This is a genomic window from Neisseria mucosa, from assembly GCF_013267835.1.
Classification (GTDB): domain Bacteria; phylum Pseudomonadota; class Gammaproteobacteria; order Burkholderiales; family Neisseriaceae; genus Neisseria.
In genome coordinates this window covers 1,827,239-1,851,210 of record NZ_CP053939.1, presented here as the reverse complement: position 1 = coordinate 1,851,210, position 23,972 = coordinate 1,827,239, and the positions used below count along the sequence as shown (strand labels likewise).

Annotated in this window: 24 protein-coding genes; 10 read left to right on the top strand and 14 right to left on the bottom strand. The window is 49.8% G+C overall.

Annotated elements, in window-relative coordinates:
- Positions 1–20 precede the first annotated feature (20 nt).
- Positions 21–4,169, top strand: coding sequence for a translocation/assembly module TamB domain-containing protein (locus FOC66_RS08865; protein WP_003747846.1), 4,149 nt, complete (start codon positions 21–23; stop codon positions 4,167–4,169).
- 238 nt (positions 4,170–4,407) lie between these two features.
- On the opposite strand, the gene FOC66_RS08860 is transcribed toward FOC66_RS08865, so the two are convergent.
- From FOC66_RS08860 to gltX, 12 genes are all read right to left on the bottom strand, one after another.
- Positions 4,408–4,581: a hypothetical protein gene (locus FOC66_RS08860; RefSeq protein ID WP_003747841.1), complete on the bottom strand. Its 174-nt coding sequence runs from the start codon at positions 4,579–4,581 to the stop codon at positions 4,408–4,410.
- Positions 4,582–4,593: 12 nt separating this feature from the next.
- Complete coding sequence (locus FOC66_RS08855; protein WP_003747840.1) at positions 4,594–5,172, bottom strand: sigma-70 family RNA polymerase sigma factor; 579 nt, start codon at positions 5,170–5,172, stop codon at positions 4,594–4,596.
- A gap of 142 nt (positions 5,173–5,314) precedes the next feature.
- Positions 5,315–6,001, bottom strand: a complete 687-nt coding sequence (locus FOC66_RS08850) for an HvfC family RiPP maturation protein (protein ID WP_003747838.1) — start codon at positions 5,999–6,001, stop codon at positions 5,315–5,317.
- Positions 5,991–6,833, bottom strand: a complete 843-nt coding sequence (locus FOC66_RS08845; RefSeq protein ID WP_003747835.1) for an HvfB family MNIO-type RiPP peptide maturase — start codon at positions 6,831–6,833, stop codon at positions 5,991–5,993. The genes FOC66_RS08850 and FOC66_RS08845 overlap by 11 nt, the downstream gene beginning before the upstream one ends.
- A gap of 86 nt (positions 6,834–6,919) precedes the next feature.
- The gene (locus tag FOC66_RS08840) at positions 6,920–7,192 is read right to left on the bottom strand and encodes a hypothetical protein (protein WP_049333024.1); all 273 of its coding nucleotides are present in this window, start codon (positions 7,190–7,192) and stop codon (positions 6,920–6,922) included.
- A gap of 98 nt (positions 7,193–7,290) precedes the next feature.
- Positions 7,291–7,740, bottom strand: a complete 450-nt coding sequence (locus FOC66_RS08835; RefSeq protein ID WP_003747831.1) for an HvfX family Cu-binding RiPP maturation protein — start codon at positions 7,738–7,740, stop codon at positions 7,291–7,293.
- A 223-nt stretch (positions 7,741–7,963) separates the two neighbouring features.
- On the bottom strand, positions 7,964–10,273 hold the full coding sequence (gene recQ, locus FOC66_RS08830; RefSeq protein ID WP_003747830.1) for a DNA helicase RecQ: 2,310 nt from the start codon (positions 10,271–10,273) through the stop codon (positions 7,964–7,966).
- Positions 10,274–10,489: 216 nt separating this feature from the next.
- Positions 10,490–10,825, bottom strand: coding sequence for a zinc ribbon domain-containing protein YjdM (locus FOC66_RS08825; protein ID WP_003747824.1), 336 nt, complete (start codon positions 10,823–10,825; stop codon positions 10,490–10,492).
- Between the two features lie 59 nt (positions 10,826–10,884).
- Complete coding sequence (locus FOC66_RS08820) at positions 10,885–11,223, bottom strand: hypothetical protein (RefSeq protein ID WP_003747823.1); 339 nt, start codon at positions 11,221–11,223, stop codon at positions 10,885–10,887.
- A gap of 276 nt (positions 11,224–11,499) precedes the next feature.
- On the bottom strand, positions 11,500–12,450 hold the full coding sequence (locus FOC66_RS08815; protein WP_003747822.1) for a hypothetical protein: 951 nt from the start codon (positions 12,448–12,450) through the stop codon (positions 11,500–11,502).
- Positions 12,443–12,874: a hypothetical protein gene (locus FOC66_RS10765; RefSeq protein WP_231288100.1), complete on the bottom strand. Its 432-nt coding sequence runs from the start codon at positions 12,872–12,874 to the stop codon at positions 12,443–12,445. Before FOC66_RS10765 ends, FOC66_RS08815 begins: the two co-directional genes overlap by 8 nt.
- A gap of 105 nt (positions 12,875–12,979) precedes the next feature.
- A complete protein-coding gene (gene gltX, locus FOC66_RS08805) occupies positions 12,980–14,374 on the bottom strand; it encodes a glutamate--tRNA ligase (RefSeq protein WP_003747820.1) in 1,395 nt (464 codons plus the stop codon).
- A gap of 159 nt (positions 14,375–14,533) precedes the next feature.
- On the opposite strand from gltX, the gene FOC66_RS08800 reads away from it, so the two are divergent.
- Positions 14,534–15,628, top strand: a complete 1,095-nt coding sequence (locus tag FOC66_RS08800; RefSeq protein WP_003747819.1) for an ABC transporter substrate-binding protein — start codon at positions 14,534–14,536, stop codon at positions 15,626–15,628.
- A 117-nt stretch (positions 15,629–15,745) separates the two neighbouring features.
- The gene (locus FOC66_RS08795) at positions 15,746–16,003 is read left to right on the top strand and encodes a hypothetical protein (RefSeq protein WP_003747818.1); all 258 of its coding nucleotides are present in this window, start codon (positions 15,746–15,748) and stop codon (positions 16,001–16,003) included.
- A gap of 69 nt (positions 16,004–16,072) precedes the next feature.
- Here the strand turns inward: FOC66_RS08795 and FOC66_RS08790 are convergent, their stop codons facing one another.
- Together FOC66_RS08790 and arsC are read right to left on the bottom strand one after the other, a co-directional pair.
- The gene (locus FOC66_RS08790) at positions 16,073–16,729 is read right to left on the bottom strand and encodes a YdcF family protein (RefSeq protein WP_003747817.1); all 657 of its coding nucleotides are present in this window, start codon (positions 16,727–16,729) and stop codon (positions 16,073–16,075) included.
- A gap of 25 nt (positions 16,730–16,754) precedes the next feature.
- Positions 16,755–17,114: an arsenate reductase (glutaredoxin) gene (gene arsC / locus FOC66_RS08785; protein WP_003747816.1), complete on the bottom strand. Its 360-nt coding sequence runs from the start codon at positions 17,112–17,114 to the stop codon at positions 16,755–16,757.
- Positions 17,115–17,283: 169 nt separating this feature from the next.
- Here arsC and FOC66_RS08780 point away from each other — a divergent pair, with 169 nt between their 5' ends.
- The 7 genes from FOC66_RS08780 (at position 17,284) to FOC66_RS08750 (ending at position 23,881) form a co-directional block, all read left to right on the top strand.
- Positions 17,284–17,766, top strand: a complete 483-nt coding sequence (locus FOC66_RS08780) for a TlpA disulfide reductase family protein (protein WP_003747814.1) — start codon at positions 17,284–17,286, stop codon at positions 17,764–17,766.
- A 252-nt stretch (positions 17,767–18,018) separates the two neighbouring features.
- Positions 18,019–18,669 (top strand): cell division ATP-binding protein FtsE, encoded by a 651-nt coding sequence (gene ftsE, locus FOC66_RS08775; RefSeq protein ID WP_003747812.1) that lies wholly within the window; start codon positions 18,019–18,021, stop codon positions 18,667–18,669.
- Positions 18,666–19,583: a permease-like cell division protein FtsX gene (gene ftsX / locus FOC66_RS08770; protein WP_003747810.1), complete on the top strand. Its 918-nt coding sequence runs from the start codon at positions 18,666–18,668 to the stop codon at positions 19,581–19,583. The genes ftsE and ftsX overlap by 4 nt, the downstream gene beginning before the upstream one ends.
- A 196-nt stretch (positions 19,584–19,779) precedes the next feature.
- On the top strand, positions 19,780–21,033 hold the full coding sequence (gene murA / locus FOC66_RS08765) for a UDP-N-acetylglucosamine 1-carboxyvinyltransferase (protein ID WP_003747808.1): 1,254 nt from the start codon (positions 19,780–19,782) through the stop codon (positions 21,031–21,033).
- A gap of 263 nt (positions 21,034–21,296) precedes the next feature.
- Positions 21,297–21,776 carry a hypothetical protein gene (locus FOC66_RS08760; RefSeq protein WP_036493921.1) on the top strand — a complete coding sequence of 160 codons (480 nt, stop codon included), beginning with the start codon at positions 21,297–21,299 and terminating at the stop codon, positions 21,774–21,776.
- A 66-nt stretch (positions 21,777–21,842) separates the two neighbouring features.
- Positions 21,843–22,562 (top strand): hypothetical protein, encoded by a 720-nt coding sequence (locus tag FOC66_RS08755; RefSeq protein ID WP_003747791.1) that lies wholly within the window; start codon positions 21,843–21,845, stop codon positions 22,560–22,562.
- Positions 22,559–23,881 (top strand): lipase family protein, encoded by a 1,323-nt coding sequence (locus FOC66_RS08750; protein WP_003747789.1) that lies wholly within the window; start codon positions 22,559–22,561, stop codon positions 23,879–23,881. The genes FOC66_RS08755 and FOC66_RS08750 overlap by 4 nt, the downstream gene beginning before the upstream one ends.
- Positions 23,882–23,972 lie beyond the last annotated feature (91 nt).

Below are 23,972 nucleotides of genomic sequence, written 5' to 3'. Positions count from 1 at the left end.
CAGACAAACAGAAAAATATCATGACCGATACTGCAAACACTTCCACGCCGTCTGAACAACAGCCCGCCCCGCCAAAGCGCAAAAAACGCCTGTTGCGCGGCTTTGTCCTGTCCGCCTTGGGCGTATTGACCGTTTCCGCCGGCGCGATCGGCTGGCTGGTCGGTACGGAATCGGGTTTGCGTTTCGGTTTGTACAAAATCCCGTCATGGTTCGGCGTCAAAATCTCTTCGGACACGCTGAAAGGCACGCTGATTGAAGGTTTTGAAGGCGACAAATGGTTGATTGAAACAGACGGTGCGGACATCAAAATCAGCAGCTTCCGTTTTGATTGGAAACCGTCCGAGCTGTTCCGTCCGTCTTTGCACATTACCGAAGTCGTGGCCGGCGACATCGCCATTGTGACCAAGCGCACGCCGCCCAAAGAAGAAGAGCCGTCAAAAGGCCTGCCCGACAGCATAGACTTGCCCGTTACCGCCTATCTCGACCGTTTGGAAACCGGCAAAATCAGCGTGGGCAAGCGTTTTGACAAGCAGACCGTCTATCTCGACCATCTGCACGCGGCCTACCATTACGACAAAAAAGAACACCGCCTCCACATCAAAACCGCCGATACGCCCTGGAGCAGCTCGACAGGCGCGGTGGTGCTCGGTTTGAACAAACCTTACGTCCTCAATACCGCCATCTACACCAAAGGCCAGCTTGAGGGCGAAACCATACACGGCACGGTGCGCTTGTGGGGCAGCCTGCAAGACGTGTACACCGACCTGCTGCTCGACGGCGACAACGTTCATTTGTCTGCCAAATCCACCATCCACCCATTCGCCGACAGCCTCAACGAAACCGTCGGCGAAATCCTGGTTAAAGGTTCCAACATCAATCCGCAGGCCTTCCTGCCCACCCTACCCAAAGCGCGTCTGAATTTCGACGCCACCACCATTCCGTCCTTTACAGACGGCGTTGCGCTGGAAGGCTCGATAGACTTGGAAAACGACCAAGCCGGTTTTGCCGATGAAAACTATATCCCCGTCAAACGCATCCTCGGCGAATTCATCGTCGACGACAAAGGTACGGTCAAAATCGAAGACATCGGCGTCGGCCTGCTCAAAGACGGCAGCATCGATGTATCCGGCTCTATCGATACCGCCCAAGACCAGCTCAAACTCGCACTGGGCATCAACAATACCGGCGCGGACGACTTTGTCCGTCAAAACATCGCAGGCCGTCTGAACGGCAGTATCGACGTCAAAGGCGAAACCTCCTCCCCCGTCGTCAACTGGAATCTCGACAGCGGATTTGCGCGTACAGACGGCATGCTGTTTTTCCAAACCGACAAACAGCTCGGCCAGCGCACGCTCAAGCTCGACAAAGTCCGTCTGGTTCCGCAAAACGGCGGCGAACTCAACGCCAAAGGCTCGCTCGAACTCTTCAAAGACCGCAAACTGCAATTGGACATCGTCAGCAAAGCCTTCAACCCTGCGCGCATCGATCCGCAACTTCCGCAAGGCAGCGTCAACGGCAACATCAACTTGACCGGCATACTGGCGCAAGAAAAATTCGCCGGCAAAATGCAGTTTGCACCGAGTACGCTCAACGGCGTTCCGCTCAGCGGCAAAGCCGACGTCGCCTATGAAAACAAACACCTCTCGCGCGCCCTGACCGACCTGACCCTCGGCAGCAACATCGTCAAAACCAACGGCAGCTTCGGCAAAAAAGGCGACCGCCTCAACCTCAACATTACCGCCCCCGATTTGTCGCGTTTCGGCTTCGGCTTGAGCGGCCTGCTCAACGCACGCGGCTACATCTCCGGCAGCTTTTCAGACGGCCTCAAAACCCTTGAAGCCGATTTGAACGGCGAAGCGCGCAACTTCAAAGTCGCCGATGCCGTCAACATCCGCACCCTCGACTTCAAGCTCAAAGGTTCGCCCGACACCAACCGTCCGCTGAGTGCCGACATTAAAGGCGAACACATCGCCGTCTCCGGCGGCGCGGCCATGATCGACAACGTCAACCTGCTCATCAGCGGCACAGGCTCCCACCACCACATCCGCGGCAACAGCAACATGGCGGTGGACAGCAAACGCTACAAGCTCGACCTCGACGCCGCCGGCGGCCTCAACAAAGACCAAACCCAATGGAAAGGCACGGTCGACACGCTCGACATCAGCGGCGCGTTCAACCTCAAACTGCAAAACCGCCTCAACCTCGAAGCCGGCAGCGAACGCGTTTCCCTCAGCAGCGCACGCTGGGCGGCCATGGGCGGCAGCCTCAACCTGCAAAATTTCGTTTGGGACAAAAAAGCCGGCATTACCAGCAAAGGCAGCGCGCAAAATCTGCACATTACCGAGTTGCACAACTTCTACACCCCGCCCATCGAACACAACCTCGTCTTGGGCGGTGACTGGGATTTGGCGTACAGTCAAAACGCGCGCGGCTTCCTCAACATCAGCCGTCAAAGCGGCGACATCATCCTGCCGGGCAAAGACCTGAAAAACAAACAGCCTTTGGGACTTTCCGCACTCGCCCTGCGCACCCGTTTCCAAAACGGCCGCATCGACAGCACGCTGGAAGGCAACACCCGCTTCGGCAAAGTTGACGGCACCCTCGGCATCGCCCAACAGTTCGGCAACAACATCAACAACGCCCCCGTCAGCGGCAAGGTCAATATCAGCGTTCCCGATCTGGGCTCGCTCAAATCCTTTATGCCGGCCACAGCCCAAGGCATTACAGGCCGTCTGAACGCGACCGCCACCATCGGCGGCCGACTCGGTTCGCCTACCGTCAACAGCAACCTCGACCTCCAAACCAATTACGGCCGGGCCGACGGCATTGTCAACATCGGTCAGGGTACCAGCTTCGATACCGCCCCTCTGAGCGGCAAGCTCAACCTGAACGTCGCCAACCTCGAAGTCTTCCGCAACTTCCTGCCCGTCGGCCAAACCCTCAAAGGCCGTCTGAACGCCGCCGTCAACTTGGCAGGCCGTCTGAACGATCCGCAACTGAGCGGCCAGATTAACGGCGACAACCTCTATTACCGCCATCAAACCCAAGGCCTGATTCTCGACAACGGCGTATTGCGTTCACGCCTGCAAGGTCAAAAATGGGTGATCGACAGCCTCAAATTCCACCGTGGCGGCACGATTGAGCTCAAAGGCGCGGTCAACCTTGCCAACGCCAACCCCGATGTCGACGTGGACATCGTCTTCGACAAATACCGCACCCTCTCACGTCCAAACCGCCAACTGCAGCTCTCCGGCGCGGCCAAAGTCCTCTACAATCCGGAAAAAGGCGTATCGCTCAACGGCACGCTCAACACCGACTACGGCAGGTTTGGTTCGCAAAAATCCTCCATGCCGACCCTCGATGACGACGTGGTCGTACTGGGCGAAACCAAAAAAGAAGCAACGGCCACCACGCCGATTAATCTGAACCTTGTCTTGAACATCAACGACAATGTCCGCTTTGTCGGCTACGGCGCAGACGTTACCATCGGCGGCAAACTGACCATCACGTCCCGCCCCGGCGAAGCCGTCCAAGGCGTCGGTACCGTGCGCGTTGTCAAAGGCCGCTACAAAGCCTACGGCCAAGACCTCGACATCACCAAAGGCTCGGTTTCCTTTGTCGGCCCGCTGACCGATCCGAACCTCAACATCCGTGCCGAACGCCGTCTCTCCCCGGTCGGCGCAGGTGTCGAAGTCCTCGGCAGCCTCAGCAATCCGCGCGTGACCTTGGTTGCCAAAGAAGCCATGAGCGAAAAAGACAAACTCTCCTGGCTCATCCTCAACCGTGCCAGCAGCGGCAGCGACGGCGACAACGCCACACTCTCCGCCGCCGCCAGCGCATTGCTTGCCGGTCAAGTCAACGACCGCATCGGCCTTGTCGATGATTTGGGCTTTACCAGCAAACGCAGCCGCAACGCCCAAACCGGCGAGCTCAACCCTGCCGAACAAGTCCTGACCGTCGGCAAACAGCTCACCAACAACCTCTACGTAGGTTACGAATATGGCATCTCCAGCGCCGAACAATCCGTCAAACTCGTGTACCAACTGACCCGCGCCATCCAAGCCATTGCCCGCATCGGCACACGCTCATCCGGCGGCGAATTGAAATACACCATCCGCTTTGACAACTGGTTCGGCAAAGACGAACCAGAGCCGGAAGAACAACACTAAAAGCCGTGAAAAAGGCCGTCTGAAATTTATCTTTCAGACGGCCTTTATCTTGTTCTGCCGTATCAAAATCCGCAGCCATGCCTCAAAAGGCAAAGGCCAACGGCGCAAGTTTGAAAATAAAGGCAACTAAAAAAGTGAGCGGCCAGCCACAGCTTATTCAAGATTAGCGATAAATCAAGCGGACACAAAAAGGCCGTTTGAAACTGACAGGGGTAGGTTTCAGACGGCCTTTTTTGAATCATCGAAACATCTTGTGCATGGCGTTGCTAATTAATGCGAGCTGTTTCTTATATTCGCGGCAACGGGGACAGAGCGACAGGTGCACGGCAAGGGCAATGCGGTTAAAAAGACTGAGACGCACTTGGTCTTGCTGTTTGGAAATCAGATCGGTTATTTTGCGGCATTTTTTCATGGCGTTTTCCTGTCAGACATGGGAGAACCATTTGATTTGCAGACACTGGCGCAAGGTTTCGCGCGCGCGGTGCATGATGGTGTGGTAGTTGGCATGGCTGATGCCGCATTGTTCGCGGATTTCATCGCTTGAAAAGCCAAGAATCTCTTTCATGGTAAACACGCGGGCGGTGTTTTCCGGCAGATGGTAGAGGCAGGTCTGCAAAACTTGGTAGAACTCTTTATTGTTCAAACTGGCTTCGGGCGAGTCCCAACCCTGAGGCTGTCCTTCGTCCGTCCAATGTCCGTCGGCGGCAAAATGTCCTTCAAAGGCTTCATCCAAGGCTTCCTCGTCGCGCGTGACGAAAACTTGGCGTTGCCGCCCGATTTGGCGCAGGCAGTCGGTAATTTTGTTTTTTAAGATTGCAAACAGCCAGCTGCTCACCTGGGCGCCACCTTTAAAACCCTCGGCCGCGCGGTAGGCGGAAAGCATGGTTTCCTGTACGAGGTCTTCCGCTAAATCGGGGCGGTCGGGCAGCTGGATATGGGCAAAGCGCAGCAGCAGTTTGCGGGATTCGGCAAGCTCGGCATTGGTCAGTTCGGGTAGGGCCATAATGTATCAGTATGAAAGGAATGATCAATATGCTTCTGATTTTACGCTGATACGGCAAGAGCATGCGATTGAATCTATAAACGATTTCAGTAGTATTTTTGTTTCGCCGAAACCGACTGCGTCCGTTTCAGACGGCCTTGATTTATGCTGCAACCAAAATGCCCTGTTCCAGCCAGTCCGCCCATTTCTGCCTTAATGCGTCCTGCCAAGCGTTTTCAGACGGCATGAACTCTGCCAGCATGGTTTGCAGGCCGTTTAGGGAAGTGGGCGTCTCTGCCAGCGTTTCCAGCAATAATGCGTCGAAATCGTCGAGCGTTTGATACATCACGTCGTCTTCCTTATCGCGCCACACCAAAACGGCAGTTTCCGCCTCCTGCAATTCGTCGGTCACGTCATACTGATAACGGCGCACAAAGGCGGCGGGAGAAAGGGTGTACGCCAAATCGTCTGAATCTGTATGGACTGCTTGGCTGTCGGTTTGAGCGGTTTCGGCGAGCAGCTGGGAGTGTTCAAAGTCCATCAAGGCCAAGAGGTCGTCTGAAAGCGGCAGGCTTTGGCAATATCGGAGGAACTCGCCGGGGATTTCTTGAAAATAGGGCGTTTGGGCGCGCGCGTCACGGACGAAACCTTCTTTCAGACGGCCCCATTCTTCGCTGTCAAAGTATTGCAGCGTTTCGGTATAGCAGCGGTCGATAAAGCTGTGAATATTGTTGCGTATCAGGCGGATATAGACGTTTAAGCGCTCTTGCGGCAATCCGTCTGCGGCTTTGCCTTCGCGTATGGCTTGGGCAAATCGGTGTTGGTATTGGGCGGAAGTTTCAGGCTGCACGGCGGTATTCCTTTCCGGCACGCGTTTGATAGTCGGCGATTTTAGCGACTTCGGCTTCGAGTTCGGCAAAAGGCGGGAAATTGAAATCGCGTTCCAACAGGGTGGGCGGAATCGTCGGCAGTTTGGCATAGGCGAGTTCGAGCAAATCCCAAACGGTCGGCAAAACCGCCGCGCCATGCGTATCAATCAACAATTCCGGTGTTTCCACATCATGCCCGGCAATATGGATATAGCATACGCGCCCTGCATCCACATTTTCTAAAAAGGCCTCAGGCGACAACAGGCCGTGGTTGACGGCGTTGACGTAGATATTGTTCACGTCCAAATGAATGCCGCAGTCGGCTTCATGGGCAACCGCGTTAAGGAACTCGACTTCGTTCATTTCGGCAAGCGGAGAATGCAGGTAGTAGGACGTGTTTTCTACGGCAATGCGGCAGCCCAACCGATCCTGCACTTCGCGGATACGCCGCGCGGTATGTTGCACCATTTCTTCAGTGAAGGGCAGCGGCAACAAATCGTAAAGATGACCGCCATCGTGGCAGTAGCTCAAATGGTCGGAGAAAAACGTGCAATCGTAACGGCGCATCATTTCTTTGATTCCGTCTATCAAATCGGTATCCAGCGGGGCTTGTCCGCCCAGCGACATGGATAATCCGTGCAACGCCAGCGGCAGCCGTTCCGCCACGCGGTCAAACTGTTTGCGCGCCCTGCCGCCCATTTTCAGCCAGTTTTCGGGGGCGGCTTCGATAAAGCGTATCGGGCTGTCGTCTGAAAGCGAGAGGAAGTCTTCCGCCAAGTCGCGGCGGTAGCCCAAGCCTGCGTGTTGAATCATGGTGATGTCCTGTTATGGTGCCGTATGAACGACAAAGTCGCATTTTCGTTTGTAAAATGCGACTTTGTTAAAGGTATGTTGCAGGATTATTTAGAACCGCATTTACCTTCGCCGCATTTGCCTTCTACTACTTTGGCAGCTTTGGCTTTAGATGCTTTGCCTTTTTTGGCGTGTGCTTTTTTCATGGCTGCGCCGCAAGAACCTTCACCGGCTTTGGCAGCCGCGCCGCAAGTACCTTCGGCAGCTTTAACAGTTTTCTCAACGGCCACGTCGCTGGCGGCTTTATCAGCGGCAACAACACCGGCAGCCAAAGACAGGGACAGTGCACCGGCCAGAGCAGCAGCTACATTTTTTTTCATTTCAACTTCCTTTTTAAAATATGGGTTTTAAAACAAATCAAGGGATAATATCGGGCATTTAAAGTCGGCCCGCGACCATTAATCCTTAAAGATAATCCTTAAAGAAAATGCTTGATGCGGCAACAGCGTTTCTTCAGCAGTGCATCCAAAGACAGACGGCCTGCGCCCTGTAACAGGACAGGAAATAAAACCACCAAATAAATCAGTGCCATTTTATAACCGTTGTCGCACACATTGTAACCCAAGCCGGCATGTACCGCAGACCATGCGACAGCCGTTACGACCATCAATCCCAGCGCGGACAGCCGCGTTGCCAAGCCGACAATAAGCAGCGCAGGCAAAACCAGTTCCGCCCACATCGCCAAATTCCAGTTGACCGTATCCGACAACAAATTGAACGGAAAGGGAAATTGACTGTTTATTTCTGCAAACCAGTTTTCCCCGTTCCATTTTTCCAGGCCGGACTCAAGAAATTCATACGCGGCAAAAAGCCTGAGTGCCAACAAGCCGAAAGCGGCCTGCCAAGAGGGATTGGATGAGGTGTTCATTTATTTTCCTAATCGATGTGTGTCGAATGGGCTGGGACGAAAAATCCATCGGCACCATCCCATCTTTCATGCCTGTTTAGACGCGGCAGCTTTAAAAAACTGACAAAACAAATGAAGATATTTTCTTATTCATTGTTTTATAAAGATTAAAAATTCAAAAAGGCCGTCTGAAACGCCATGTTTGATTGGGTTTCAGACGGCCTTTGATGATCATTGCGCTGAATTAATCTGCTTGTTTGCACAATTCGACAATCTCCGCGCCGTATTTGTCGGTTTTTTCCTCATTCATGCCGTGGATTTCCGCCAGCTCCGCCAAATCTTGCGGCCGTCGGGCGGCAATCGCGCGCAGGGTAACTTTGCTGCATATCTGATAAGCTTCGAGCCCTTCATGGCGGGCAGTGTCGATGTTCCACTGAAGCAGACGGCGCATCAAGCGGCGTTTGCGTTTGTCCTCTTCGCTCAGGCCGTCTGAAAACGGGCGGCAGATGTTTAAAATGCCCTCACCGTATTGTTCGATGCGTTTTTCGCCGAGTTTATACACGCCTAAAAGATCGATGGGTTCGGCAGGCGTATTGGTCAGTAAGTCGTCCATGCTTTCGTTGGAGAATACCGTACCCAGCGTGACTTGATCGGCACTTGCCTGCTGCTCGCGCCAAGTTTCCAAAGCCTGTTTTAAGGCCTGTTCGCGCTCGCCCAAACTGTGGATAACTTGTGTACTGTCTGTGGAAACTGTACCGGCTTCAGCCGTTTCGCAAACGTCGAGTATCTCCAAACCGAATTTATTGATTTTCGCCTCGCCCAAGCCGTAGATTTGATGCAAATCTTCCAAACTTCGGGGCATTTTTTCGACAATATCGCGCAGGGTTTTGTCGCCGCAAACCACATAGGCCGGCACTTCCTCCGCCCGGGCGCGTTGTTGCCGCCATTGGCGCAATGCCTGCCACAAACGCTCTTCGCGCTCGGTACGCAACCAATCGTCTTTCGGCTTTTGGGTGGCCGTTTTTTCGCGGCGCAGGGGGCGCAGCATGACTTCGGTTTCACCCTTGAGGACTTTTTTTGCCGCTTCGGTCAGCTGCAGGGCTTGATGCTGCTCGACGTTAACAGTGAGATAGCCCAAGCTGATGCACTGGCGGATGACACTGCGCCATTCCTTGTCGGTCTGTTCGCTGCCGATGCCGAATGTGGATAATTTGTCATGGCCGTTGCGCTGTATCCAATCGTCGCTTTTGCCGCGCAAAAGGTTGGTGATGTAACCGGCGGCAAAACGTTGTCCGGCGCGGTACACGCAGCTGAGTAATTTTTGCACCAACACCGTGCCGTCAAACCGCACGGGCGGATGCAGGCAGTTGTCGCAATGGCCGCAGGGTTCGGATTCTTCTCCGAAATGTTTGAGCAGCAGTACGCGGCGGCAGGCTGCGGTTTCGCAGACGGAAAGCATGGCATCGAGTTTTTGCATTTCGATTTGCTTTTGCACTTCGTCGCTGTTGCCTTCTGCAATCCGTTCGCGCAGCAACACCCAATCGTTCAAGCCGTAACACAGCCAGCTCACGGCAGGCAGCCCGTCCCGGCCGGCGCGCCCCGATTCCTGATAGAAATGTTCGACACTCTGGGGCATATCGAGATGGGCGACAAAGCGCACGTCGGGTTTGTCTATGCCCATGCCGAACGCCACGGTCGCCACCACAATAATATTGTCTTCATGCGTAAAGCGGCGTTGGTTTTCCTCGCGTACGTCCATGCTCAAACCGGCATGATACGGAATCGCCTCCAAGCCGTTTTCACACAAAAACTGCGCCACATCCTCGACTTTTTTGCGGCTTAAGCAATACACAATGCCGCTTTGCCCATGCATCTGCTTGCGGATGAAATCCAGCAATTGTTTTTTGCCATTATTTTTTTCGATAACCTGATAATAAATATTCGGGCGGTCAAAGCTGGAAATAAATTCGGGCGCATTGTCCAAGTGCAGATAATGCTTGATGTCGGCGCGCGTGGCCGCATCGGCGGTAGCGGTCAGGGCGATGCGCGGGACGTTCGGATAGCGTTCGGCAAGCATGCCGAGCTGTTGATATTCGGGGCGGAAATCGTGTCCCCATTGGCTGACGCAATGCGCCTCATCAATGGCAAACAGACTGACGGTTTGTTGGTCGAGAAAACGCAAAAAGCGGTCGGTAACCAAGCGTTCCGGTGCGACATAAAGCAGTTTCAGACGGCCTTGGGCAAGCTTGTCGGCAATCTCACGCGCCTCATCCGCCGATGTGCTGCTGTTGACTGCCGCCGCTTCAATCCCGGCCACATGCAGGCTGGCCACTTGGTCGTTCATCAGCGCAATCAGCGGCGATACGACAACCGCCACGCCTTCGCGCATCAGCGCCGGAATCTGGTAACACAAAGACTTACCCCCGCCCGTCGGCATCAGCACCATCAAACTCTCGCCGCCGGCCAAAGCATTGACGATAGCCTCCTGCTTGCCACGAAATTCGGGATAACCGAATACTTCGTGCAAAATCTGTTTGGCGGTCGGCTGAGGCATAATGGTTCCGTAGAATAGGGGAAAGCGTTATTTTAACGGTTTTGCACCCGCATATGTGCGGAACATTTTGCCGCCGCTTTTTCAGACGGCCTGAAATTCAACTCTATTAAACTTGTTTGATTTTAAATAAAGATTTGTTTTATTTTAAATGAAATGTATGAAGGCCGTCTGAATCCTACTCTTCGGATTTCAGACGGCCTTTCAAAAATAAAATCTTTAGGCTTTTTTGACGAACTCAGATTTCAAGTTCATCGCGCTGCCATCGATTTTACAACCGATATTGTGGTCGCCCTCTTGCAGGCGGATGCCTTTGACTTTGGTACCTTGCTTGATGACCATAGAGCTGCCTTTGACTTTCAAATCTTTAATTAAGACAACCGTATCGCCATCTTGCAATACTGCGCCGTTGGCATCTTTGACTTCCAATACATCATCGCTTGCAGCCGCAGCATCGGCCTCGTTCCACTCATGGGCGCACTCAGGGCAAACGTATTGGGCGCCGTCTTCGTAAGTGTATTCGGAGTGGCATTTCGGGCAGGGAGGTAGGGACATGAGGTTTCCTTATAAATATGATAAAAGAAGCGTAAAACGCAAATAATACAATGTCTAAATTATTGATTCGCCTTGCTGCCGCCTACGCCGTAAACGGCATTCCACGCCGCATCCAACATCTGGCCGGCTTGTTGCAGCTTGGCATTTTGCTGCTCTTTCTGAGCCAAGGCCGTCTGAATTTCGCCTTTCAAACGGTCAATATCGGATTGCGCAGCCTGTAAACGGCGCTGCGCGCTTTCCAAATCGCTTTGCAGGGAAATGATTTTGCTGTCATTGCTGTTTTGCTCATTCAAAGCGGCACGGTAAACCGATTGGACGGACAACAAACGGTCTTCCGCCTCACCGGCATACGCCGCGGCGGTAGATAACATCATCAGGGCAAGTAAGGTTTTTTTCATAGGTTTTCCTTTAAAGTTGTTTGATTTGTAAAGTAAAGCGCAGAGCCGATTTTTCAGCTGCCAGGTTTACATAATAGGCTTATTGGTCTTTGTTCTTAATGGCTTATTTTATCCAATCCGGACATTCAGGCTGCTGATAAAAATTAATTCAATCGGCAGTTGTGACAGGCAGGTGGCTATTATTTTCTCATATTCTCCGCCTTATTCCATTATTTTCTGGTTTTATTATAAAAGGCCGTCTGAAACATTTCAGACAGCCTTCCCTTTAATTACGTTTTAAGAACGACTTATCCCCTGTGCTTGTGACTGCGCATACTGTCTTTGCTGTTCTTCATACTCAAAACGCTGCGTCGCTTCCTGAACCTTTGCAAGGCTTTCTTCTATCGGAATATAGGCTGCTGTCTGCATATCCATAGATACTCGATTCAATATGGGATTACGCTCACCAATCAGATACTGTCCGTCTTTTACATTAAACAGCGTGACATCTGTCATTTTTTTGGAATAACCCAACGCAGTAAGAGCCATTGCAGAGTTTTGCAGTTTTGCTTCCTCAATCGGTATCCCATTTTTCTCATGGTATTCGGTTAGATGTCCTTTTACTGCATTGAAAAGATTTTGGGTTTCTGGGGCAAGAGATTGTAGTTTAGATACAAAAAAGGACTGTGAATATTGTAGTAGCTGTTCTTTCTCATTTTTAAATGATAATTTCATTTCCTCAGTAAAAACGCGATTATCTTTCAAATTATTTATCGTCTCTCCTCTTTTTACTGCATCATAGATCCATTTTTCCAATGGATCTTTAGTTTCTCCTTTGATTTTTGCTTGCTCCCATTTGAAATATTCCTTTTGTCCAACGGCATTATTCCATTTATCCATGTTAACTTCTTTTCGCCAATCTTCCATACTCATGTTAGCAGGCTTATTAGAAATATCTTCATGATCATCAAGTATTGCTTTAGCTCGATCACGTCCTATTGCCTTAGATAATTCATGAAATTGATCCTGAAATACAGGGTAAACGATACCAGAACCAGATATTAATGTACTTTCAGCTACTTTTTGAATATTTTGAGTAATAACTGCACTTAAAAGAGCATGTCTATATGCATCATAACTATTATTATGTGGTCTTTTATCATCTTCGCCTGCAAAGCCACCATATTCATTAGCCTTTTTTACTGCATACGACACAAAAGTACTAGGGCTATAATAGTAGTCACTCATTTTCACACTTCCCTAAATTAAAGTTAGAAAAACTTGAATTATTTGATATTTCTGCCTGTAAACAAATATTTTTATTTATGGGATAACAAACTTCGGGTTGTTTGTTCATAGGCCATGATTCAATGTAATAAACCTTCTCAAATTTTCCATTTTTTTTACCCCAAAATATTGTTTTATCTTCTACCATCTTGTAAAAAAATAAATCTTGTCCTAATTTATTTTCAAAATCAGTTTCCAATACATAAGGTTCTTGAATACAAACTTCATCATACCCATTAAAAATCTCGATTAAAGGGATACTATTTTTTCCTTGAATTAATGGAAATAAGTTATTATTTCCATTAAAAAATCTAAAAAATAGACAAATAAACACTATTAATATAAATATGAGTACTAGAATAACTTTAAAAGAAATTTTTTTCATAATCATACCCTTATAAAGACGTAATGATTATAGTCTGAAGACTAAATCTGAACAACCCAAAAGGCCGTCTGAAAAATTTTCAGACGGCCTTTTATCATTCATGCCTTACGAACGGATCCGTTTCAACACTTCTTCTTTGCCGATTAATGCCAATACGGCATCAACGCTTGGGGTTTTTGCCGTACCGCAGACAGCGAGGCGCAAAGGCATACCGAGTTTGCCCATTTTGATGCCTTCTTCGTCACAGAAAGGTTTGAAAAGGTCGTGGATGGCTTCGGCGTTCCAGTCTTCCAAACCCTCGAGGCGTTCGGCAAAGCGCAGCATACGGGCGGCGGCTTCGTCGTCCCAATGTTTCTGCACGTCCGCTTCGGCAGGGGTTTGTTTGACGTAGAAGTAGAGGCACTCGTCGGCAAGCGTGTTCAGGTCTTGGGCGCGGTCTTTGACCAATGCCAACACATCTTCCAAAGCAGGCTTGCTTGTTTCATGGATATCGCGCAGGGCGAGGCGCGGTTTCACCATTTCGACCAGTTTGTCGTTAGGTGTGATTTTGATGTGTTCGCCGTTAATCCAGTAGAGTTTCTTCAAGTCCATGCGGCTTGGAGATGGGGAAACGTCTTTCAAATCAAACCATTCGATGAATTGTTCCATCGTAAAGAACTCGTCGTCGCCGTGCGCCCAGCCCAAGCGTGCCAGATAGTTGAGCATGGCTTCGGGCAGGATACCCATTGCGCCAAAATCGGTGATGGCAACGGTATCGCCGCTGCGTTTGGAGATTTTTTTGCCTTGTTCGTTAAGAATCATCGGCAGGTGGCCGTATTCAGGCAGGGTAGCGCCGATGGCTTTTAATATGTTGATTTGTTTCGGGGTATTGTTCACATGGTCGTCACCGCGGATAACGTGGGTAACACCCATGTCGTAGTCGTCCACCACAACGCAGAAGTTGTAGGTCGGCGTGCCGTCGGCGCGGGCGATAATCAGGTCGTCAAGTGCTTCATTGGGGATAGAGATTTCGCCTTTGACCAAGTCCGTCCATTTGGTCACACCGTCCAAAGGCGTTTTGAAGCGGACAACGGGTTGCATGTCGGCAGGGATTTCGGGCAGGGTTTTGCCTTCTTCCGGACGCCAGCGACGGTCGTAAGTCGCCGTGCCTTCTTTTTCGGCTTTCTCGCGCATGGCTTCCAGCTCTTCTTTGCTGCAATAGCAGTAGTAGGCATGGCCTTTTTCTAAAAGTTCGGCGATGACTTCTTTATAGCGGTCGAAACGGCGGGTTTGGTACACGACGTTGTCGGCGTTGTCGTAGTCCAGGCCGACCCATTTCATGCCGTCGAGGATGATGTTGACGGATTCGGCGGTAGAGCGCGCCAAGTCGGTGTCTTCGATACGCAATAAGAATTCGCCTTTATGATGGCGGGCAAACGCCCATGAGAACAGGGCGGTGCGTACGCCGCCGATGTGCAGGTAGCCGGTGGGGCTGGGGGCGAAACGAGTTTTGACGGTCATGATGGCTCCAAAATCTTTTAAAACGGTTATTTTACTTTTTCGGCAAGGTTTAAACAATGTAAGGCCGTCTGAAAATAATGTCGGCGCAGAAGGACCGTCTGGGAACTTTTCTCCTGAAAACAAGACAAATGATAATCATTTCTTTGAAAGTATCCGCTCATGAACAAACGCGCTTTATTTGCCTCCCTCGCCCTCCTGCCCCTTTTTGCCCAAGCCGAAATCAAAACTATCAAAGACGTATTGGGACGCGAAGTCAAAGTCGATGTCCCGGTCAAACGCGCGGTTTTGGCGTTTTACTATCCCGACTATATCGCGGTAACGGGCGCGGACAAATTTAAAAACGTCATCGGCATTTCGCGTGAGTTTTGGGAGAAATTCAATCCCGGCAGCTGGGCGATGTTCAAACAGAAGCTGCCTACGCTGCAAAACATTGCGGACATCGGCAACATCAACACCGGCACGTTTTCACTGGAGAAAACGCTCGCGCTCAAGCCGGACGTATTGATTCTGGCCGACTGGCAGTATAAGGCCGTCGCCACCCACCTGCCGCGCATTGAAGCGGCAGGCATACCCGTCGTCGTGGTCGATTTCAACGCCGAAACCGTCGCGCGGCACACGCGCAGTGCGGAAATTTTCGGCGAACTCAACGGTACGCAGGCGCGCGCCCAAAAAATTGCCGCCGAATACGCCCGAGGCATTGCCGACATCCAAAAACGCGTCGCGCGCGCCAAGCAGTCCAAACCGAAAATCTATATCGAGTTCGGCGACAAAGGCCCGTCCGAATACAGCTACACCTTCGGCAAAGATATGTGGGGCGCGATTGCCGACACAGTAGGCGGCAACAATATCGCCGCGCCTTACGTTAAAAACTGGGGACCGATAAACCCTGAAAAATTCCTGACGGCCAAACCCGACGTCATCGTCATTTCGGGGACGGAAAACGGCCATAAAGACAAGCCTGGCATTATGGCGATGGGCATAGGCATCAGCCAGGCCGATGCGCAACGCCGCCTGGCCGGATTTGTCAAACGCAAAGGCTGGGCAGACATTCCTGCCGTCAAAAACAAACGCGTTTACGGCATCTACCACACCGCCTCCCGCTCGCTCACCGATTTGGCCAGCGCGCAATTTATCGCCAAAACCCTGTATCCGCAGCAGTTTGCCGACATAGACCCAAACAAGACCTATCTGGACTTCTACCGCAAATACCTGCCCGTCGTGCCGGACGGTACGTTTTACATCCGATTGAAATAGCGGCTGCAAAAATCATAGGCTCAGGCCGTCTGAAGATTCAGACGGCCTGAACATGCTATGCCGATAAAGATTTAATGAGTATAATTACTGTTCTTTCAACAAAATTACTGGGTACGTATGAACGGACAAAACCAAATCGGCCATCAACAGGCTCCGATTGTAAGCGTCAAAGAATGGTTGATAACAAACTTGATTTTGATGATTCCGATGGTCAATCTAGTTATGATTTTTGTATGGGCATTCAGCTCAAACACCAATCCGAATAAAGCCAATTATTTCAAGGCTGCCTTGATTCTGTTTGCCATCGTAATGGCAATTTATCTGGTGCTGGCCGTAGTCATTTTTGGCAGTATAGCTGCAAATCAATATCAATAAGTAAGAATACAAAAGGCCGTCTGAAACCTAAAAGGCTTCAGACGGCCTTTTGTATGGCTTGCCCAAGGCTCAACTGCTTATCCAATTCCAAACCGCATCACTCCATTTGCCGATACGGTAGAGAAACAAAGAATAGCTCTCCTGTATCAGGAACTTGGCTTTCTTGCTGCGCTCGTCAAAGCGTGTAGTCGGGGTAGCGGAGAACTGCGCGTCTGACAAGCCCAAATCGGCGGCCATTTCTTCGGCGCGCGCCAAATGATACGGGTCGCTGACAACGATAATGCTGCCGACTCCGTTGGCGTGCATGATGGGAACGATATTGCGCAGGTTTTCGTAAGTGTTGCGCGAAGTATTTTCAAACAGAATATTGTGCGCCGGTATGCCCTGCTTGAGTGCGTATCGGCGCCCCACTTCGGCTTCGGTCATAAATCCTTTTTTAGGTGTGCCGCCGGTGAAAATGATTTTGCCGACCCGATGGCTTTGGTAGAGCGTGATGGCGTGGTTGATGCGCTCACGGAATACCGGCGACGGGCGTTTGTCCCACGCCGCCGCACCCAACACCACCGCCGCATCGGCATGAACGTCCTTCGGCAAGGTTTGCAAACCTGTCCGGTAAATCTGCCATGTGCCGCTCAAAAAAATACCGCACACCAGCAAAACGCTCAAAGCAAGGCCGCGAAACAGGTAATATCGCAGGCCATTGCGGCTTTTAAGCAGGGAAATCATCTTCAGACGGCCTTATCCAACCCCGTCAGCCGAGTAGGGCGGCAATGTTTTCCAACGGACGGCCGATGGCTGAGCGCGTAGGCGTTACCAAAACGGGACGCTCGAGCAGGGCGGGGTGTTCGGCGATTGCCTGAAGCAGGGCGGCATTGTCCAAATCGGGATTGTCCAAACCCAATTCTTTGTACAAATCGTCTTTCGTGCGCATCATGTCGCGCACCGATTCGATACCGAGTTTGGCAAACATATCCTGCAAAGTCGCCAAATCAGGCGCTGTATCTAGATATTTGACCACGTCGGCGGCAACGCCTTTTTCTTCGAGTAAAGCCAGCGCGGCACGCGATTTGCTGCAACGCGGGTTGTGATAAAGTGTGAATTCAGACGGCATGAAAGTCTCCGTATTATTGCAAAATCATTCAATGATGGCGGTTATTATCGTCTGCAACTGATTTTTACTCAAACTTTTTACCTGATATCTTGATATGAATCGGTAGGCATACCCACCAAACCGTTTTACAATAAACCCAATTTCGATTGGCAACCTCAAGGATACAACCATGAAAGCCTTAACCGCCCTTCTCTTGTCCGCCGCCGTTTTTACCGCTGCGCCGGCCTTTGCCGCCGACGAAACGGCAGGTTGGCAGGACAACAAACCGCAAAGCCTGGAATCGCTCAAAGCCCCCGTGCGCGTGGTCAACCTTTGGGCAACCTGGTGCGGCCCCTGCCGTAAAGAAATGCCCGCCATGTCCGCATGGTACAAAGCGCAGAAAAAAGGCAGCGTCGATATGGTCGGCATCGCGCTGGATACGACCGACAACATCGGCAAGTTCCTGAAACAAACACCGGTCAGCTACCCGATTTGGCGTTACACCGGTGCCAACAGCCGCAACTTCATGAAAGCCCACGGCAACAACGTCGGCGTATTGCCCTTCACTGTCGTCGAAGCGCCGAAATGCGGCTACAAACAAACCATCACCGGCGAAGTCAACGAAAAAAGCCTGACCGCCGCCGTGAATTTGGCCAAAACCAAATGTAAATAAAACAGCGGATAGGGTGCTTAACCTACTCTGCTGATACCGAGGCCGTCTGAAATCCAACCGTTCAGACGGCCTTTATTTCAAACCATATTGCTTTGTGTTGCAAACCGACAGTGTATCCACAGGCAGAACCGGGGTTTCACTATCAAAAAGCAGCCGAAATATTTATAATCTGTGAATATCCCCATTTTTTCAGACGGCATGTTGCCCTATCGATGACGCCGGCCGTCTGAATCCCTATTTTCAGGAAAACCCATGATCCGTTTCGAACAAGTTTCCAAAACCTATCCCGGCGGTTTCGAAGCCCTGAAAAATGTCAGTTTCCAGATTAAAAAAGGTGAGATGATTTTTATCGCCGGCCATTCGGGCTCGGGCAAATCCACCATTTTGAAGCTGATTTCAGGCATTACCAAGCCTACCAAAGGCAAGGTTTGGTTCAACAATCAAGACCTCGGCACCTTGAGCGACAATCAAATCGGCTTTATGCGCCAACATATCGGCATTGTCTTCCAAGACCACAAAATCCTCTACGACCGCAATGTCTTGCAAAACGTTATCCTGCCTTTGCGGATTAGCGGCTACCAGCCGCGCAAAGCGGAAGAGCGTGCGCGTATTGCCATTGAGAAAGTCGGCTTGAAAGGCCGCGAAAACGATATGCCCATCACTTTGTCCGGCGGCGAACAACAGCGCTTGTGCATCGCGCGCGCAGTGGTTCACCAACCCAGCCTGCTGATTGCCGACGAGCCGTCCGCCAGCCTCGACCGCGCCTATGCGCTGGATATCATGGAGTTGTTTAAAACCTTCCATGAAGCAGGCACGACCGTGATCGTTGCGGCGCACGATGAAACGCTGATGGCGGATTACGGCCACCGCGTCTTGCGCCTGCAGAAAGGACGCCTCGCATGAGTATGATTCATTACATCTCGTTACACGTCGAATCGGCGCGCGCCGCACTCAAAGAGCTTCTGCGCCAACCCATCGGCACGTTGCTGACCCTGCTCATGCTTGCCGTTGCCATGACCTTGCCGCTGTTTATGTATTTAGGCATCCAAAGCGGTCAAAGCGTGTTGGGCAAACTCAACGAGTCGCCGCAGATTACGGTTTATATGGACACCGATGCGGCAAGTTCTGATGCCGATACGGTGAAAAACCTGCTCCAACGCGACAGCCGTATCGATAAAGTCCGCTTTATCAGCAAGCAGGAAGGTTTGGAAGAATTGCAGACCAATCTCGACCAAAACCTTGTTTCCATGCTCGATGGCAACCCGTTACCCGACGTCTTTATCGTTACGCCCGACCCTGCCACTTCGCCGGACCAGATGCAGGCTATCTATAAAGACATTACCAAGCTACCGCGCGTCGAATCTGCAACCATGGATACGGAATGGGTACAAACCCTTTATCGTATTAACGAATTTATCCGCAAGATTTTGTGGTTCCTCTCGCTGACATTGGGCATGGCCTTTGTCTTGGTGGCACACAACACCATCCGCCTGCAAATCCTCAGCCGCAAGGAAGAGCTGGAAATCACCAAGCTATTGGGTGCACCCGCTTCCTTCATCCGCCGCCCTTTCCTTTATCAGGCAATGTGGCAGAGTATTTTCTCCGCCGCCGTCAGCCTGGGCTTGTCGGCTTGGCTTTTGGCCGAAGTACGGCCGCTGGTGGACGCGATATTCAAACCCTACGGTCTGAACATCGGCTGGCGTTTCTTCACATTTAGCGAAGTGTCGCTGGTATTCGGCTTCGTCATCGCGCTGGGCGTATTCGGCGCATGGCTGGCCACCACGCAACACCTCTTAGGCTTCAAAGCCAAAAAATAAGCCTTGGCAAACAGGCCGTCTGAACCATTCAGACGGCCTGAAATCTTATCCTTTCGCAACGTAAACAAACCTTGTGAAAATTTAATACTGCCAAATCTAACAGCAAGGGCATAATCCCTTATAATTGATGGTTTATGATCCATCTCATTTCATTTGTGCGGCATAAACCGTGCAGACAAATAACGAAAGACATCCTGTGGACAAACTCAAAATCTCTGCCAACGGCCCCCTCAACGGCGAAATCACCGTATCCGGCGCAAAAAACGCCGCCCTGCCGCTGATGTGTGCCGGCCTGCTGACTTCCGGCACTTTACGCCTGAAAAACGTACCCATGCTCGCCGACGTCAAAACCACCCAAAAACTGCTGCAAGGCATGGGCGCACGCGTTTTGACCGACAACATCTCCGAATTTGAAATCAACGGCGGCACCGTCAACAACACCTGCGCACCTTACGAGCTGGTGAAAACCATGCGCGCATCCATCTTGGTTTTGGGCCCGACCCTCGCCCGCTTCGGCGAAGCCCAAGTTAGCCTGCCCGGCGGCTGCGCCATCGGTTCGCGCCCGGTTGACCAACACCTCAAAGGCCTAGAAACCATGGGGGCGGAAATCACCATCGAACACGGTTACGTCAAAGCCAAAGGCCGTCTGAAAGGCACGCGCGTCACCATGGACGTCGTGACCGTAGGCGGTACCGAAAACCTGCTGATGGCGGCCACGCTTGCCGAAGGCACCACCATCCTCGAAAACTGCGCCATCGAGCCCGAAGTTGTCGATTTGGCCGAATGCCTCGTCAAAATGGGCGCAAAAATCAGCGGCATCGGTACAGCAACCATGACCATCGAAGGCGTAAAAGAGCTGCACGGCTGCGAACACAGCGTCGTTCCCGACCGCATTGAAGCCGGTACCTTCCTCTGCGCCGTCGCCATGACCGGCGGCAAAGTCGTCCTGCGCAATGCCGCCCCCAAAACCATGGAAGTCGTGCTAAACAAACTGACCGAAGCCGGCGCCATCATCGAAGCAGGCGACAACTGGATTTCCATCGACATGCAACAACGCCCCAAAGCCGTGGACATCCGCACCGTCGTCCACCCAGGCTTCCCAACCGACATGCAGGCGCAGTTTATGGCCATGAACGCCATTGCCGAAGGCAGCAGCCGCGTGGTGGAAACCATTTTTGAAAACCGCTTCATGCACGTTCCCGAACTCAACCGCATGGGCGCAGACATCACCACCGAAGGCAACACCGCCTACATCAAAGGCGTGGAAAAACTCTCCGGCGCCGTCGTGATGGCAACCGACCTGCGCGCCTCCGCCAGCCTCGTCATGGCAGGCTTGGTCGCAGAAGGCGAAACCATCGTCGAACGCATCTACCACCTCGACCGCGGCTATGAATACATCGAGAAAAAACTCGGCGGCGTAGGCGCAAAAATCGAACGCGTACGCGGTTGATTCCATACGCAGCCGATAAATAAAAGGCCGTCTGAAAACAAAATCTAGCAAACTCGCTATGCTTGTTTTCAGACGGCCTATCTACTTGTGAAATAAAAAGCAGGTAACAAGATAAGAAATAGGATTTTTTGATTAGTAACCACTCAGAAAACCTACCGTCCCATCTTCTCAAAATTAATCTGATTGATACAAAAATAATCATTAAAGCAGTAGTAAACCTAATGATTATTCACTGCTAATCTTCCATATAATCAATATTCATTATGAACAGTTCATCACACACGACAAAGAAACGGATAACCCATTATGGCCATAAACTATGTTTCTTTATTGCCATTTTCATTTGGATTTGTTCCTTATTTCAAAATGTATTTACTTTCGGAAAAGAAGGACAATATGAGGGATTTTTTGTTCTCATTATTGGAACAATATTTGGACCTGGTTTAGGCCACATTGGATATTTTGCTGTTTATGCAAATTATATTTGGTTCATTTTAATATTCATATCTCTTATCCGACCTCAAGCAAAAAAACTTATCTTTACTTTGCATGGTTTATTATGGGTTGTGGCACTACTTACATTTACCTTAAACGAAGTAATTGTGAATGAAGCGGGAGGGCATGAAAAACCAACTTACGGATTAGGATTGTATTTATGGTTTACAGCATTTTTATTGACAACCATTGCAGAGTTTCTAAAACAGCGTATTTATCAAAATTTGAAAGAAAATACAAAAGAATAAAGTAACAACAAATATTCCTGTATACTTTGAATCAAGATTCAAAGTCTTATTGTAGAAGGAACTCTTATGAAACCTTTTATCTTACTATTCGGTCTCTGTGCCGCTTTATCATTAACTGCCTGCAACAAGGAGAAAAACATGTACGAGGAATACGGATTTAAAGAATCGGAATTCCCTACCTATAAACTGCCAAAAGGAGATGCTCCTCCAAAGGATGTCAAAATTAACCCAAACCGTAAAGAACATTATCAAGCAGTGGTTAAAATTAAAGATGCGCCTCTAGCTTTCCAGATTGTGACGGGAGATGAACTTTACCAATCGGAAAACTGCAAATATGTAACCAATCGTTGGGTAGGTGCGACAACGTGGCCTCAATACCGAAAAAAACTGGAGATGACTAAAATTGATAATAATACATATGCTACAGACTTTTATTCGGATACTCCTTTAGATGAAGATTACTATGGGGAAGGCGTATGTAAATGGCAGTTTTTAAGTGCTGCCATAGTAATGGAACCGACAGGAAAAGATAAGCGAGAAACAGCTTTGATTGTCCGTATTGATTCGGAAGATTTAAAAAAACTGACTGAGGAAAATCCTGAATTAAAAGTAACCAATCATTATGAAAAAAACCTTTATCCCATAGCAACCGAATTTCAAGGTAATGGTTCAATTGATAGCGGATATTCTGATAGAGGTATTGAAAGTTGGCATAAAAATGTGGCGGATTATAAACCGGATTCTCTTTTTACAGTTGAATTAACATTAAGAAAGGTTGAAAAATGAGAGCATTGAATAGTCAGGATTTTGCCCTGCTGTCTGATCACATTTATGGGAAGAAAGATGAAAACGGCGAAAAAAAACTGGTTTTTGATAACGAAAAAAATAAAGAAATAACTTTAAACGGTATTAAATATGCTGTTGAAAGAATCAGCGACAATCCCAAAAATGGTTATTTTGGTGCCATTTACCGTCGCTTAGACACCAACGAGTTAGTAGTCGTCCACAGAGGTACGGAGTTTGAAACACGCCAAGACCGAGAAGCCGATATGCGTATGGTTAAAAGCCATACCAATCCTCAGTACAACGATGCTAGAGCGTTAACTGAAGTAGCAAATGCAATGGCAAAACATAACGGAGCAACAATCTACCAAACCGGCCATTCACTAGGAGGAGCACTTGCCCAGCTATGTGGTAATCGTTATAGCCACCGTACCGAAACTTTCAATGCCTTTGGAGCAGCAGGCTTGAAAGAAGCTCTCCCAATTAACCCTTTAGCAGACAGATTAATCATCAATCACCGCATGGGTGGAGACTATGTCTCATCTGCAAGCAATCATTTAGGCAGAAGTATTTTGTATACTACAAAAAACGAAGTAGATAATCTGCGTAAAGGTGGTTTTGCCACACAAGATACTTCGGATGACAACTTTTTGGCTAACAAGTGGAATCTTTACTCATCTCATGCTATAAACAATTTTACCCCTGAAAAGGGATTATCTGTTTTATCTCCACATTCTCCAGCTCATCAACTGGCTGAAAAAAATATGGCTATGCTAAGCAGATTTAATAATCTAGTAAAAGAAAAAATTCGTCAATCACCACAAGCATTTGAAAAATATATTAACTGGGCTGATAAATTTATTGCAGAAAACCAACCCCAGTATTCAAATCCATATGAACAACAGGATCGTCCTCAATACGCCTTTTTAGATCCGCAAATAAATGCTACAAAACTACAAAACATTTCGCCCGAAACCCAAAAACTCTTCAATACTGCAATGGCACACCTAACGACTTATCATAAGACAAACAACCTGTCTATTGATGAGGGAAAACTACAAAATTCCGCTATGGCACTTACCGCCTTGGCTCAGTCAAAAAATATAACTGATCTTACTTTATTTAGTGTAAAAAACGACCAGTATCTAATCGGGAACCGAAATCCTACATTAAATCTTGCTTCTATGGATATAGGACTATCTGCATCTATTCCCGTGGAAAAGAGTTTTAATCAAATCCAGCAAACGGCACAACTCTCTGAATATGAAGAGCAACAGAAACAATTAGTGCAATCTCAATCGCGTGGAATGAGTATCGTGTAACAAAACCTTTCTATAACGTCTCAAAAGGCCGTCTGAAACACCGGCAATCGGGTTTCAGACGGCCTTTGCGTATTGTTTTGCGGTATAATTC